Annotated in this window: 12 protein-coding genes; 9 read left to right on the top strand and 3 right to left on the bottom strand. The window is 62.4% G+C overall.

What is annotated here, in order from left to right; genetic code table 11:
• Positions 1 to 60: 60 nt before the first annotated feature.
• Genes EAH74_RS30410 through EAH74_RS30400 form a run of 3 tightly spaced genes read right to left on the bottom strand, consistent with a single transcriptional unit; the run spans position 61 to position 2,608 of the window.
• Positions 61 to 822, bottom strand: a complete 762-nt coding sequence (locus EAH74_RS30410) for a PAS domain-containing protein (protein ID WP_140683878.1) — start codon at positions 820 to 822, stop codon at positions 61 to 63.
• Positions 823 to 1,494 carry a response regulator gene (locus tag EAH74_RS30405; protein ID WP_123366026.1) on the bottom strand — a complete coding sequence of 224 codons (672 nt, stop codon included), beginning with the start codon at positions 1,492 to 1,494 and terminating at the stop codon, positions 823 to 825.
• Positions 1,463 to 2,608 carry an ATP-binding protein gene (locus EAH74_RS30400; protein ID WP_240050587.1) on the bottom strand — a complete coding sequence of 382 codons (1,146 nt, stop codon included), beginning with the start codon at positions 2,606 to 2,608 and terminating at the stop codon, positions 1,463 to 1,465. Before EAH74_RS30400 ends, EAH74_RS30405 begins: the two co-directional genes overlap by 32 nt.
• Before the next feature lie 189 nt (positions 2,609 to 2,797).
• Between EAH74_RS30400 and EAH74_RS30395 the strand changes: the two genes are divergently transcribed.
• The 9 genes from EAH74_RS30395 (at position 2,798) to EAH74_RS30355 (ending at position 13,856) form a co-directional block, all read left to right on the top strand.
• Positions 2,798 to 3,310 carry a dimethylamine monooxygenase subunit DmmA family protein gene (locus EAH74_RS30395; RefSeq protein ID WP_140683876.1) on the top strand — a complete coding sequence of 171 codons (513 nt, stop codon included), beginning with the start codon at positions 2,798 to 2,800 and terminating at the stop codon, positions 3,308 to 3,310.
• The gene (locus EAH74_RS30390; protein WP_140683874.1) at positions 3,307 to 4,236 is read left to right on the top strand and encodes a PDR/VanB family oxidoreductase; all 930 of its coding nucleotides are present in this window, start codon (positions 3,307 to 3,309) and stop codon (positions 4,234 to 4,236) included. The genes EAH74_RS30395 and EAH74_RS30390 overlap by 4 nt, the downstream gene beginning before the upstream one ends.
• A gap of 9 nt (positions 4,237 to 4,245) precedes the next feature.
• Positions 4,246 to 5,259, top strand: a complete 1,014-nt coding sequence (locus tag EAH74_RS30385; RefSeq protein ID WP_140683872.1) for a heme-dependent oxidative N-demethylase family protein — start codon at positions 4,246 to 4,248, stop codon at positions 5,257 to 5,259.
• A gap of 34 nt (positions 5,260 to 5,293) precedes the next feature.
• Positions 5,294 to 6,424, top strand: a complete 1,131-nt coding sequence (locus tag EAH74_RS30380) for an aminomethyltransferase family protein (protein WP_140683870.1) — start codon at positions 5,294 to 5,296, stop codon at positions 6,422 to 6,424.
• 31 nt (positions 6,425 to 6,455) lie between these two features.
• The gene (gene purU, locus EAH74_RS30375; RefSeq protein ID WP_123366032.1) at positions 6,456 to 7,322 is read left to right on the top strand and encodes a formyltetrahydrofolate deformylase; all 867 of its coding nucleotides are present in this window, start codon (positions 6,456 to 6,458) and stop codon (positions 7,320 to 7,322) included.
• A 52-nt stretch (positions 7,323 to 7,374) separates the two neighbouring features.
• Entirely contained in the window at positions 7,375 to 8,742 is a 1,368-nt protein-coding gene (locus tag EAH74_RS30370) for an NAD(P)-binding domain-containing protein (protein WP_140683868.1), read from the top strand.
• Between the two features lie 15 nt (positions 8,743 to 8,757).
• Positions 8,758 to 11,100, top strand: coding sequence for a DUF1989 domain-containing protein (locus tag EAH74_RS30365; RefSeq protein WP_140683866.1), 2,343 nt, complete (start codon positions 8,758 to 8,760; stop codon positions 11,098 to 11,100).
• Between the two features lie 74 nt (positions 11,101 to 11,174).
• Entirely contained in the window at positions 11,175 to 12,854 is a 1,680-nt protein-coding gene (locus tag EAH74_RS30360) for an APC family permease (RefSeq protein WP_140683864.1), read from the top strand.
• 96 nt (positions 12,855 to 12,950) lie between these two features.
• Positions 12,951 to 13,856, top strand: coding sequence for a bifunctional 5,10-methylenetetrahydrofolate dehydrogenase/5,10-methenyltetrahydrofolate cyclohydrolase (locus EAH74_RS30355; RefSeq protein ID WP_193560161.1), 906 nt, complete (start codon positions 12,951 to 12,953; stop codon positions 13,854 to 13,856).
• Positions 13,857 to 13,902 lie beyond the last annotated feature (46 nt).

Genomic DNA, 13,902 nt, shown 5'->3' with positions numbered 1-13,902 from the left:
CCTGAAAACCACCACGCCGAGTGCAATGCCCGGCGTTGCGCTTCCCCTAAAACCCTGCATTCAACGCGCCGGATTCTGGCCAGCCCTGCGCTCGAAAATCGCCCCCTCGATACCCAGCACTTCCCGCGTGTCGGCATAGATCCCGACACCCTTTTCCCAGACATGCTTGATCGACTGATCGGCACAGCGAATCCGGTAATTGAGTTCGAACGGCTCCTGCCGTGACAAGGCATATTGCACCTCGCGCCAGACGTAATCGGCATCCTGCGCCAGGATCAGGCTGTTGTAGGTGAACTCATGGTTGTCCACCAGCCGCTCCGGTGGATACCCGGTCAGTTGCAGGCAACCGGCACTGACGAATTCCATGGTCCAGTCGCGGTTGTTGCGGCCGCGATAGATCAACCCCGGCATGCTGTCGAGCAGGCTCATGCTGCTGCGCTGGCTGGCCTGCAAGGCAATCTCGCGCCGCTTGTGCGCCGTGATGTCGCCGGCCACCAGATAAAAACCCTGAGGCCCGCGCTTCAGGCTGACATCGAACCAGCGCAGTTCCCCCGAAGGGTGAACAAAACGCAGCCGCTGGTTGAAGGAGGTTTCGGGGCGCCGACGCAGTTCATGCAGGGCCTGACGCCACAACGAACGGTCTTCGTGGTGCACATAGTCGATGAGGTTGCGTTCCGTACCCGGCAGATCCATCAGCTCGACCCAGGCCAGGTTGAAGTGGGCGATCTGACCGTTATCGCGCAGTTCGAGCAACGCCGCCGGAAAGCGATCCATCAGGTGCAAGGGCAGTGTCTGCACGAATGCCTCTGGCCGTTCCATCATCTAATGACGCTCCTCGTGTCTTACCGACGCGCCGTTGTGTACCCACGCCGCCAGCTCCAGGCGCGAGTGCAGGCTGAGCTTCTGCAACAGATTGCGCACATAGATTTTGACCGTGCCATCGCTGATGCCCAGTTCACGGCCGATCTGTTTATTGCTCATGCCAGCGGCGATCAGGGCCAGGGTCTGCCCCTCGCGCTCGGTCAGGTTGCCGGTGTCGAGCGGATCCGCATCGTGCGCAGGCCGGGTCACCGACTCACGCTGATCGGCCAGCAGCGCAATCAGGGTTGAATCCAGAACAATCGCGCCCTTGTGGCAATTGCGCATGTAAGCCAACAACGCATCAGGCTCGGTTTCCTTGAGCACATAACCACTGGCGCCCAGGCGCAGGGCTGTCAACAGCTCGGCGCGATCCATCGATGCGGTGAGCACCACCACCTGGCAGTCGAGGCGCAACTGACGCAGTTCATCAAGCACCTGCAAACCGCTCAAGCCGGGCATGTGCAGATCAAGCAGAACCTGCTGCGGCGCCAGGCTCACGGCCAGGTTGATGCCTTCGCGGCCACTGGCGGCCTGCCCCACCACTTCGAAATCGTCACTGGCGCCGAACAACTGTGCCAGGCCCTTGCGAAACAGCGGGTGATCATCGATCAGTAATAAGGTCGTGCAGTCCATCGAAACTCCCTTCTGGCAAGTCTTGGTTGCGGCTAAGGCCAAGGTGTACGCGTACCCCATGCGGGCGGATCGCTTCAATGGTCAACCGGGCGCCAATGCTCGCAGCGCGCTCACGGATAATCGCCAGGCCGAAATGGTTGTCCTCCCCTGATGCGGGACTCAGGCCGATGCCGTCATCCTCCACCGAAACGGAGGCATCACCGTCCTGGTTTTGCCGCAACTCGATGCGCACATGCCGTGCATGTGAATGGCGTACCGCGTTGGCCAGTGCCTCGCGAATGATCTGCAGAACCTGCAATTCGGTTTCCGGGCTCAAGGCATCGTCGGCCAGGCGATTGTCCAGTTCAAAAACGATGATGCAGCGCCGCGAAAACTCGGCGACGGAGTCGGCCAGGGCCTGGCGCAGCGAGCGCCCGTCCATGGTCAGACGAGCGCTGGTGATCAGCTCGCGCACCTGGCGCTGCAGCTGACTCAAACCGCCGCACAGTTCCTGCAACGCGGCGGTAGCCTGCGCAGGCTCGCCCAACTGCGACTGCAGCAAACGCGCCTGGAACGACAGGTAACCCAATTGCTGAGCCACCGAATCGTGCAGCTCACGGGCCAGGGAGCCGTGCCGGGACGTAGCCTGTTTGCGCTGTTGCTCACGGGTGTAGCAGCGCAAGCGCACGGTGACGCCGACTGCCTGCGCCGCCTCTTCCAGCAACTGGCGCCAGCTTGCGTGGACCGGTTGTGGGGTATCGAGCAACAACACCCCTTTGCTTGAATCGTCATTTTGCGGCAAGGCACACAGCAGACGATGTACGCCCCGCTGCCGACAAGGGCCACAGACCTGAGCCGCATCATCCAGTGTCGAGTCACGCCAAGGGCAGCGTTCCGCGTCCTGGCAGCCCTCGATCAATCCGCGTCGCGCCGGCCCCAAGTCTTCGCCGCCCAGGATCAGATTCAGGTTGCAGGTCGGCAACAATGCTTCGAAACGGTCCAGAAAACCCGACAAGGCACCGTCAGCGTGCACCTGGCACAAGGGCAATCCTGCCAGCAGTTTGCGCACGCTGCGTGCCTGTTCGGGGCGGATACGCCCCCACCAGAGCGGCCACCACTGCGGTCGTGTTCGCACTCTCGATAACTCCCCGTCCGGTTGCTCAGCCCTGAGCAAAGACCAGCAACTTCCATGCCCTGAACAGGTGTTGCGCAGGACTTATCTCCAAAGACATAGCCCTTTTTCCGGATTGAGAAGATTTTCCCCATAGGAAAGTATCTTCCTCAACAGGAAACAAATTCCCAGTTCAACGCCAGGAAAGCCCACATGACGGATAGACACAGCGCCGCCCCGGACCGACTTCACAGCCTCCCGCGCTACCGCCAACCGCTGCCTCGTGAAAGCGTCACCCGGCACATCGTGGTCATGCAATCAGCTGCCGTCTGCTCGCCCTTTATCGGGAAACTGGAACAGCCCTTGGTGCTGAATGGCGAGAGCGCCGACTTTTCCCGGCGTCTGCATCAGGTGCTGGTCAGCGCCACCGTCGGCAGCCATCTCTACATCATGGGCGACGAGGCCTTTATCTGGCGCATCCACGGCGAGGCCCGCAGCGCCGGACTGGAAAATGACGAGATCGACATCACCCGCACAATTGCCGGCCCGCGCCTGGTGTATTGCGTGCACTGCGGCCTGACTCAGGCCGCCGGGCCGGAGCCGCTGCTGACCTGCAACGGTTGCGCCGTCGGGCTGGAAGTCCGGGAGCACTTTTCCCGCCGCCTCGGGGCGTACCTCGGCGTCTGCACCAACCCCGACCAGCCTTACGCAGGAGCCCGGTCATGAGCGCCGTCATCGAAGTGCGGGTCAGCGCGGCAAGAATGCTTACCCCAGTGGTGCGCGAATTCACCCTGCAGACGTGCGCCGGGCCCCTGCCAGCGTTCTCCCCCGGCAGTCATGTGCAGGTTCACCTGCCGCTGGCCGACGGCAAGGTGCGCAATGCCTATTCACTGACCAGCGACCCGGCGCACAGCCAGCATTACCGCATCGCTGTACGCCTGCAGGAAGCTTCTCGCGGCGGCTCACACTACCTGCATCGACAGGTCCAGGTCGGCGACAGGCTGGAGATCTCACCACCGGCCAATCTGTTCGCCCTGCACTCGACCGCCAGCCTGCACATCCTGATCGCCGGAGGCATCGGCATCACGCCGTTCATGGCCTACATCGCGGCCCTTGAACAACGCCAGGCTCACTTCGAATTGCACTACCTCTGTCGTCCGGGCCTGAGCGATGCCTATGTCGAGGCGTTGCAACAGCGGCTGGGATCGCGCCTGCACACCTATGCCAGCCGCCCGGACCTGAGCCGGATCCTGCGTGATCGACCGCTGGGCAGCCACCTTTACACCTGCGGCCCGCAACCGTTGCTCGACGCGGTTCGGCAACAGGCCAAGGCACTCGGCTGGCCGCGCAGCCGTGTGCACTGGGAAGCCTTCAATGCCGCACAACCGGGCCAACCCTTCGATCTGGAACTGCTGCGCAGCGGCCGGCGCCTGCGGGTCGGCACCGAACAAAGCCTGCTCGAAGCCCTGGAATCCGCTGGGCTGCAGATCCCCAACCTGTGCCGCGGCGGGGTCTGCGGCCAATGCATGACCCGCCACGTGGGCGGCGACATCGAACACCGCGACAGTTTTCTGAGCCCCGCCGAGCAGGCCGACTTTCTCATGCCGTGTGTCTCTCGCGGCTGTGGCCCTTGCGTTTCGCTGGATCTTTAGGAGTCGACCATGACCATTCAATCAAGCCCCGTGCAGAGCTACCGAGACGATTTCAGCTTTCGCAACAGCCCGACCGCCATCCGCCGTTTTCCCTTCCCCTTCACCGAGGACAGCTACCTGTACTCGGTGAACATCGAACCGGCGACCTCCCGGGATCCCGGCTCGATTTACCAGCACGGGTTCGACATCGACGAACACTATCGCTCGGAAATGGCCGAACGCACCCTGGTGCTGGACAAGGATCCGCGCCGCTACCTGGTGCTGCCGCACATGCAAGTGGCGGCCTGGGATGCGCTGCAGATGCTCATGGAGCATCTGGCCGCCGATTATCCGCAGTGGTTCACCCTCGAGCGTGACGCTGATCACTGGCATTGGCGCAACACGCTGCTGGATATCGATCAGCGCTTTGTGTTCGGTGATGCCGCGAGCCTGCCTTGCGAACCGCTGGAGTTCATTGGCCGACAGGTGCAGGGGGATTTCGCCCTGCTCGATCAACGCGACGGCGATCTGTACATGGATGCCGGCCTGGTCACCAGCCCGGCCGACTGGTCCCTGGCCTTCGACGCCGGCATGAGTTTCAAGCAGTGGCATTCGCCGGTGCCCATGGCCCACCAGATGGGCATCTTCGACCGTGCGCTGAAGTACTTGCTCAACCTGCAAGTGGGGCAGCCGGTGCGGCGTCTGAACTGGACGCTGACCATCAATCCGCGCCTGGACTCCTCCCCCGAGACTTTCCATGAATGGGGCGCCGACCGCGGCCGCATCACCGCCGAGAACGTCGGGCAACAGGTTCACCTGCGGGTCGAGTTGCAAGTGATGGTCCGTCTGCCGCGCAGCAACGCGGTGATGTTCAGCATCCGCACCTACCTGATCAGCATGCAGGAGCTGGTCACTCAGCCCGGCTGGGGCTGCCGCCTGCACCGTGTGCTGCGCGACCTGCCCGAGCCGATCGCCGACTACAAGGGCATGAGCCGCTACCGACAGACCCTGGTCGAGTGGCTGAGCCGCTTCGACCAGGCCTGAACCCTGACCCACTTTCACCGACAAGGATCTTCACATGGCGCATTCATGGCGTATTTCTGCACTGGCCGAACGGCACCGCGCACTCGGCTCGAACCTCGAAGACTGGAACGGCATGGGCACTGCCTGGACCTACGACAGCGACCTGGCCGATCACCATCAGGCGATCCGCACCCGGGCCGGGCTGATGGACGTGTCCGGGCTGAAAAAAGTCCACTACGTCGGCCCCCACGCCGAGAGCCTGCTGCAATGGGCGACCACCCGCGACATCGCCAAGCTCTACCCCGGCAAGTCGGTGTACGCCTCGATGCTCGACGAGGACGGCAAGTTCGTCGATGACTGCATCGTCTACCGCACTGGACCCAACGCGTTCATGGTGGTGCACGGTGCCGGCAGCGGCCACGAAATGCTGGTGCGCTCATCCCAGGGCCGGCAAGTGGCGGTGCTGTTCGATGACGACCTGCACGACCTGTCGCTGCAAGGGCCGCTGGCGGTGGACTTTCTCGCCGAGCACATCCCCGGGATCCGTCAGCTGCCTTACTTCCATCACCTGCAAACCCGCCTGTTCGACCGCCCGGTGATGATCTCTCGCACCGGTTACACCGGCGAGCGCGGCTACGAAATTTTCTGCAAGGCCGCCGATGCCCCAGCGCTGTGGGACACGATCCTCGAACAGGGCGCGGGCCTGGGCATCATCCCTTGCGCCTTTACCGCCCTGGACTGGTTGCGGGTGGAAAGCTCGCTGATGTTTTTCCCCTACGACAACTCACAGATGTACCCCTTCGCCGATCAGAAGGCTGGCGACACTCTGTGGGAAATGGGCCTGGATTTCACCGTATCCCCGGACAAGCGCGAATTCCGCGGCGCCGAAGAACACTTTCGGTTGCGCGGTCAGGAGCGCTTCAAGATCACCGGCGTGTTGCTCGAAGGCGTCCGCGCCGCAGAGGCCGGCGACACCCTATGGCAAGGCAACCAGCAAGTCGGGGTGATCACCTGCGGCATGTATTCGCGCTTGAGCAAACGCTCAATGGCCATCGCCCGCATGAGCGTCGCCTGCTCGGCCCCAGGCATTGCCCTGCAGGTGCGCGGCAGCCAGGAAAGCGCCGCCGTGACCCACGCCCTGCCCTTCGACGATCCGGAAAAAACCAAGCGCACGGCCAAGGGCTGAGCCTCCAACCACTTTATCCAAGGGACCTTCGATGGACACTTCCAACGAACATTACATTCTCAAGATCAATTGTCCGGCAGCGTCCGGCATCGTTGCCGCGATCACCACCTGTCTGGCCGGACAGCAGTGCTACATCAGCGAGCTGGCGCAATTCGACGATGAGTTCACCGGGCAGTTTTTCATGCGCGCGGTGTTCCGCTTCAACAAGGGCGTGAGCGGCGACATCGGTGCTCTGCGCGAAGGTCTCGGCGACCTGGCCGGCGGCTTCGACATGCAGTGGCAGCTGTTCTGCAGCAGTCAGCCGACCCGGGTGCTGCTGATGGTCAGCAAGTTCGATCACTGCCTGACCGACCTGCTGTACCGCCACCGCAAGGGCGAGATGGACATGCACATCACCGCAGTGGTCTCCAACCACCTGGACCTGCGAGCCATGGCCGAACGCGAAGGCATTCGCTTCATCTACCTGCCGGTCAACAAAGACAGCAAGTCGCGCCAGGAAGCCGAACTGCTGCGCATCGTGGAAGAGACCGAGACCGACCTGGTGGTACTCGCCCGCTATATGCAGATCCTCTCCGACGACCTGTGCAAACAGCTGTCCGGCCGGGCGATCAACATTCACCACTCGTTTCTCCCCGGTTTCAAGGGGGCCAAACCCTATCACCAGGCTTACGAACGCGGCGTGAAACTGATCGGCGCCACCGCCCACTACGTCACCAGCGACCTCGACGAAGGCCCGATCATCGAGCAGGAAATCCAGCGAGTCGATCACACCTACCTGCCCGATGCGCTGGTCGCCATCGGCCGCGACACCGAAACCGTAGCGCTTTCCAAAGCCCTGAAATACCACCTGGAACACCGGGTGTTCATCAACCAGGACAAGACGGTGATTTTTCGCTGAGCGAGCCCTTTTTCCGATCCACAGCCACGAGACACAGCCACGAGAAACGACCATGACCACACGCGTAGCAATCATCGGCGCCGGCCCTTGCGGCATGGCTCAACTGCGGGCATTTCAATCGGCCAGGGACCAGGGAACGCCCATCCCGGAACTGGTCTGCTACGAAAAACAGCAAGACTGGGGTGGCATGTGGAATTACACCTGGCGCACTGGCCTGGATGAAAACGGCGAACCGGTGCATGGCAGCATGTACCGCTACCTGTGGTCGAACGGCCCGAAAGAATGCCTGGAGTTCGCCGACTACACCTTCGAAGAACATTTTGGCCGCCCTATCGGCTCGTATCCGCCACGGGAAGTACTGTGGGACTACATCAAGGGCCGCGTCGAAAAAGCCGGGGTAAGGGATTACATCCGCTTCAACAACGTGGTGCGCCAGGTCACCTTTGACGAAGAGACTCGCCGCTTCACAGTGGTCGCCCATGACCACGGCAGCGATACCCGGACCTCGGAAGAGTTCGACTATGTGATCAACGCCTGCGGGCACTTTTCGACGCCGAAGATGCCGTACTTCCCCGGATTCGAGCAGTTCGGCGGGCGCATCCTGCACGCCCATGATTTCCGCGAGGCGCTGGAGTTCAAAGGCAAGGATCTGTTGATCGTCGGTAGCAGCTACTCCGCCGAAGACATCGGTTCCCAGTGTTACAAATACGGCGCCCGCAGCATCACCAGTTGCTACCGCACCGCGCCCACGGGCTATGACTGGCCGGCCAATTGGGAAGAAAAACCGCTGTTGCAGCGCCTGGAAAAAAACCGTGCGTATTTTATCGACGGCACTCACAAGCACATCGATGCGGTGATCCTCTGCACTGGCTACAAACATCACTTCCCCTTCTTGCCGGACGAGCTGTGCCTCAAGACCGACAACCGGCTATGGCCGATGAACCTGTACAAAGGCATTTTCTGGGAGTCCAACCCGCAACTGATCTACCTCGGCATGCAGGACCAGTGGTACTCGTTCAACATGTTCGACGCCCAGGCCTGGTACGCCCGCGACGTGATCCTGCAACGCATCGCCCTACCCGACCAGACACAAAGGGCCGCCGATAGTCAGCAATGGCGTGCCCGCGAACAGCAGCTTGAAACCAACCAGCAGATGTTCGAATACCAGGGCGCCTATATCCAGCAACTGGTGGACGCCACCGACTACCCGAACTTCGATATCGCCGCGGTCAACGACACCTTCCTGCACTGGAAGCACGACAAGGCCCACAACATCATGGGTTACCGCGACAAGTCCTACCGATCGCTGATGACCGGTACCCAGTCGCCACCCCACCACACGCCTTGGCTGCATGCCCTTGACGATTCCATGGCGGCGTACCTCGCTGAACCGCCGACGTCCATCAAGTCGATCGGTTGACCCGGGAGCCCCACCATGAACGCACCTCGTGTTTCCCGCCCGCGGGAGCCCGGACTCTTTGCCCGGCCCCCGGCCCTGGAGCGCTATCGGGTGGCCGCCGGCGGCCTGACCCTGGTAGCGTTGCAACCCGGCGACAGCCTGCAAGTGATCGACCTCGAAGGCCGGCAACCCTGCGAATTGCTGGCCATCGATACGCTCGGTCGCAGCGCCCTGGCGGCCTGGGCGCTGAGCGGTTCGACGGCCTGCGGCTTCATCGGCGCACGGCTCGCCGAACCGACCTTGCAGGCTCAGCGCATCAACCAGGCTTTGAAACGACGCGGGATTGATCCGCAACATCTGCCCAGCGCCGCGTCACTCTGGGACGAGGACAGTCCCGCCGACTTCAGCCGTCACTTCGTCGCCAGCGATGAGCTACTGGTGATCGTCGCGGCACCCGCCGGACCAACCGCCGTTGACCGGCAATACCGGCCCAGCGAACTCAGGTTATGGGTGACTCGGGCCAATCCCTCGCCCCTGCTACTCCCCGCGTTGCCCGAACCCTTGGGCGAGTTACTCGACGAGTTCACCATCGGCGCCGGCACCGCCCACAGTTACACCGTCGGCAAAGGTCAGTATGTGCAGGTGCTCGATGTCGCCGGTCGCCAGTGCTCGGACTTCGTCGCTCTGGACCGGTGGGCACTGGATCGCGGCCAGGAACTGGACCTGGACCAGACCGTGACCCGCACCCTGAACGGCAGCGCCTACCCGGCACCGGGACTGTTCTCAAAGTTTTTCGACCGGCAGATGCAGCCGATGCTGGAGGTGGTGCGTGACACCGTCGGCCGTCACGACTCCTTCGCCCTGGCCTGCGCCGCGCGCTACTACGAGAGCCATGGCTACTTCGGGCACGACAACTGCAGCGACAACCTCAGCCGAGTGCTCGCGTCCCATGGGGTCCAGGCCCGCAATGGCTGGCCGGCGATCAATTTCTTTTTCAATACCGGGATCGACGCGCACCAGCAGATGACCCTGGATGAACCTTGGTCGCGCCCCGGCGATTACGTGCTGCTGCGCGCCATGACCGATCTGGTGTGCGGCAGTACCTCGTGCCCGGATGACATCGACCCGGCCAATGGCTGGAACCCGACCGATATCCATGTCCGCATCTACAGCGAAAAGGAGCGTTTTTCCATCGCCATGAGCACTCGAACCACGGCCGATGCCGACCCGATTCTTACCCGTGAGTCCGCGTTCCACTCACGCACCAGTGCCTTGACCGGCAGCTTCGTCGACTACCGCAACTGGTGGCTGCCGCTGCGCTATGACGGCTATGGCGCGATCGAGGAATACCTCGGTTGCCGCGAGCGGGTGGCGGTGATGGACCTGACCGCCCTGCGCAAATTCGAAATCATCGGCCCCGACTCGGAAGCGTTGTTGCAGTACTGCCTGACCCGGGATGTGCGGCGCCTGGCGGTGGGTCAAGTGGTCTACTCGGCGATGTGCCACGAGCACGGCGGCATGCTCGACGACGGCACCTTGCTGCGTCTGGGCCCGGACAATTTCCGCTGGATCTGCGGCGAGGACTACCCCGGGGTCTGGCTGCGTGAGCAGGCGCAGAAGCTCGGAATGAAAGTCTGGATCAAGTCCGCCAGCGAGCAGATCCATAACCTGGCGGTGCAAGGCCCGATGAGCCGCGAACTGCTCAAGCAGATGGTCTGGACCGCGCCCAACCAGCCGAGCCTCGAAACCTTGGGCTGGTTCCGTTTCCTGGTGGGTCGCCTGGACGGTTACGACGGCTGCCCGCTGATGATCTCGCGCACCGGCTACACCGGCGAACTGGGCTACGAAGTCTGGTGCCAGCCCGAGGATGCCGAGCGGGTCTGGGACCGGATCTGGCAACTGGGCCAACCTTTGGGCCTGGTGCCGCTGGGCCTGGAAGCACTGGACATGCTGCGCATCGAAGCCGGACTGATTTTTGCCGGCTACGAGTTCAGCGACCAGACCGATCCGTTCGAGGCCGGTATCGGCTTTTGCGTACCGCTGAAAAGCAAAACCGATGACTTCATCGGCCGCGACGCCCTGTTGCGGCGCAGCGCCCATCCCGCTCACAAACTGGTGGGCCTGCAACTGAGCGGCAACGAAGGCGCCCACCACGGTGACCCGGCGTACCGCGGCCGGGCTCAGGTCGGGGTCATCACCAGTGCCTGCCGCTCGCCGCTGCTGGCCAGCAATATCGCGCTGTGCCGGGTCGACGTGGCCTGCGCCGACGTCGGCACAGCGTTGGAGATCGGCAAAGTCGATGGCCTGCAGAAGCGCATCAGCGCCACGGTCACCGCAGCGATTTTCTACGACCCGGACAAGAGCCGGGTACGCAGTTGATCGATCACACGAGCTGTGCGCCACCCGACTTTGACTGCCCCACTACCCCTCTACTCAGACATGGGAATACGAAGATGGAAGCGACTACGTTCGAGGCCGTACCGCAGGCCGCCAGCTCAGTGGGCAGCCTGCACCGCAAGATCGATTGGCGCGGGGCGTTCTGGGTCGCCAGTGGCGTGCCCGCCCTGGTGCTGTTCTCTATCGGCGCGATTGCCGCCACAGTAGGCAAACCTGCCTGGATCGTCTGGATCGTGTCGATCCTGTTCGGCTTCATCCAGGCCTTCACCTATGCCGAAATCGCCGGGCTGTTCCCACACAAATCCGGTGGCGCCTCGGTCTACGGTGCAGTCGCCTGGGTGCGCTACAGCAAGCTGATTGCGCCGGTCTCGGTGTGGTGCAACTGGCTGGCCTGGTCCCCGGTTTTGTCGATTGGCTCGGGGCTGGCGGCCGGTTACATCCTCACCGCATTGTTCCCCGCTGATGCGTTGATCAATACCTGGCAACTGACCCTGCTTGACCTGGGCTGGGTCAAGAGCGGCCTTTCGCTACGGATCAACGCGACGTTCGCCATCGGCCTGTTGATTTTACTGACGGTGTTCGCCGTGCAGCATGGCGGCATCTTGCGCTCGGCACGCCTGACCCTGGTGCTTGGCGTGACCTCGCTGATTCCTTTGTTACTGGTGGGCGTGGTGCCATTGTTCACCGGGGACGCGGCCCAGGCCAATTTCCTGCCGCTGTACCCGCTGGCCCATGACGCAGCCGGACAAGTGATCGACGGGCCTTGGGATATTTCCGGGTGGTCATTGATGGCCGGCGGGCTGTTCATGGCCGCGTGGTCGACCTATGGTTTCGAAACGGCGGTGTGCTACACAAGGGAATTCAAGGACCCCAAGCGTGACACCTTCAAGGCGATCTTCTATGCCGGCCTGTTGTGCATTCTGGTGTTCACTCTGGTGCCCCTGGCGTTTCAAGGCAGCCTGGGTCTCGGGCAGCTGGTGACCCCGGCAGTGCTCGATGCCAGCGGCGCGGTGGTTACACCGGCGGTCTACAGTGGACTGTTGTCGCCGGCGATCTACAGTGGCATGGGCGTCGGCCAGGTCATGGCGGACAGCATCGGCGGCGGAAAGCTGGTGGCCAACATCGTACTGATCATGTTGGTCCTGGCCACGTTGCTGGCGATCATGACCTCGATGTCCGGCTCCTCGCGCACCCTGTATCAGGCGTCGGTGGATGGCTGGTTGCCGAAATACCTGGGGCGCACCAACGAACACGGCGCGCCTACCGCAGCGATGTGGACCGACTTGTCGTTCAACCTGCTGCTGTTGCTGATGTCCGATTATGTGTTCGTGCTGGCCGCGTCCAACGTCAGCTACATCATCTTCAACTTCCTCAACCTCAATGCCGGCTGGATCCATCGCCTGGACCGTCCCGACTGGATACGCCCATACAAGGCCCCGACCGTGCTGTTGGTCGCGGGTGGCGTACTGAGCTTCGTCAACCTGGCGTGCATGGGGCTGGGAGCCGATATCTGGGGCGCCGGCACCCTGGTGACCGGCCTGTTGCTGGCGTTGTTGATCCTCCCGGTGTTCTGCTTCCGGCACTATGTGCAGGACAAGGGGCGCTTCCCGGAAGCGATGCTCAGCGACCTGTACATTCAGACCGATGCCGGTCAAAAACGCGCCGGCTGGTTGCCTTATGCCACGCTGATCGCGGGTGTACTGGTGGTGTACGGCTGCCATCAACTGGTAGCCTGACCGCCCTTGCCTGCAGGTCTCTGATGGATCATCGGGGCGCAACGACGCCTCGATGATCACTTCGCCCCCCTATCAATCAAGACGACGGTGACTCTTTTGATCAGCACCACCCCTGCACTTGCCCGCGTTATCGACGGCAAAGCCATCTCAGCCCAGGTTCTCGACGAAGTTCGAGAAGAGGTTCTGGTCCTGGCCGGACAGCAGATTTACCCCGCCCTGGCCGTGCTGCTCGTCGGTGAGGACCCGGCCAGCGAGGTCTATGTGCGCAACAAACTGCTGCGGGCCCAGGAAGTCGGGATTCGCTCCCTTGAATACCGTCTGCCGGACGACGCCAGCCAGGCGCAAGTACTGGAACTGATTGCCCAACTGAATGCCGATGCCACGGTGAACGGCATTTTGGTGCAGTTGCCCCTGCCGGGACATATCAACGAAGCGGCAGTGATTCACGCCATCGACCCGATCAAAGACGTGGACGGTTTTCATCGGGAAAACGTCGGCGGCCTGGTGCAAGGCATCGAAGTCCTGACACCCTGCACACCCAGCGGCTGCATGCGTCTGCTGCACGAAACCTGCGGTGACTTGAGCGGCTTGCACGCGGTGGTCATCGGTCGTTCGAACATTGTCGGCAAACCCATGGCGACCCTGTTGTTGCAGGCCAACTGTTCGGTCAGCGTGGTGCACTCGCGCAGTGTCGATGCACCGGCGTTGTGCAGATTGGCGGACATTGTGGTCGCGGCGGTGGGTCGACCTGAGTTGATTGACGCCAGCTGGCTCAAACCCGGAGTAGTGGTCATCGATGTCGGCATCAATCGCATTGCCAGTGAGTCCGGCAATCGGCTGGTAGGCGATGTCGATTACGCCAGTGCGCGCACCGTCGCCCGTGCGATCACGCCGGTTCCGGGAGGCGTGGGGCCGATGACCATTGCGTATCTGCTAAAGAACACCCTGATCGCCAGTCAATTGCAGCGTGCCGCCCAAGCGCGAGCGAAAGTCGATCAGTGATGCAGCGTTGAGTTGAGCACCACGAAAACGGCCCACGCGAAGGTGG

The sequence above is a fragment of the Pseudomonas mandelii genome (assembly GCF_006438925.1).
Lineage (GTDB): Bacteria > Pseudomonadota > Gammaproteobacteria > Pseudomonadales > Pseudomonadaceae > Aquipseudomonas > Aquipseudomonas mandelii_C.
This window is presented reverse-complemented; position numbering and strand designations above follow the sequence as displayed.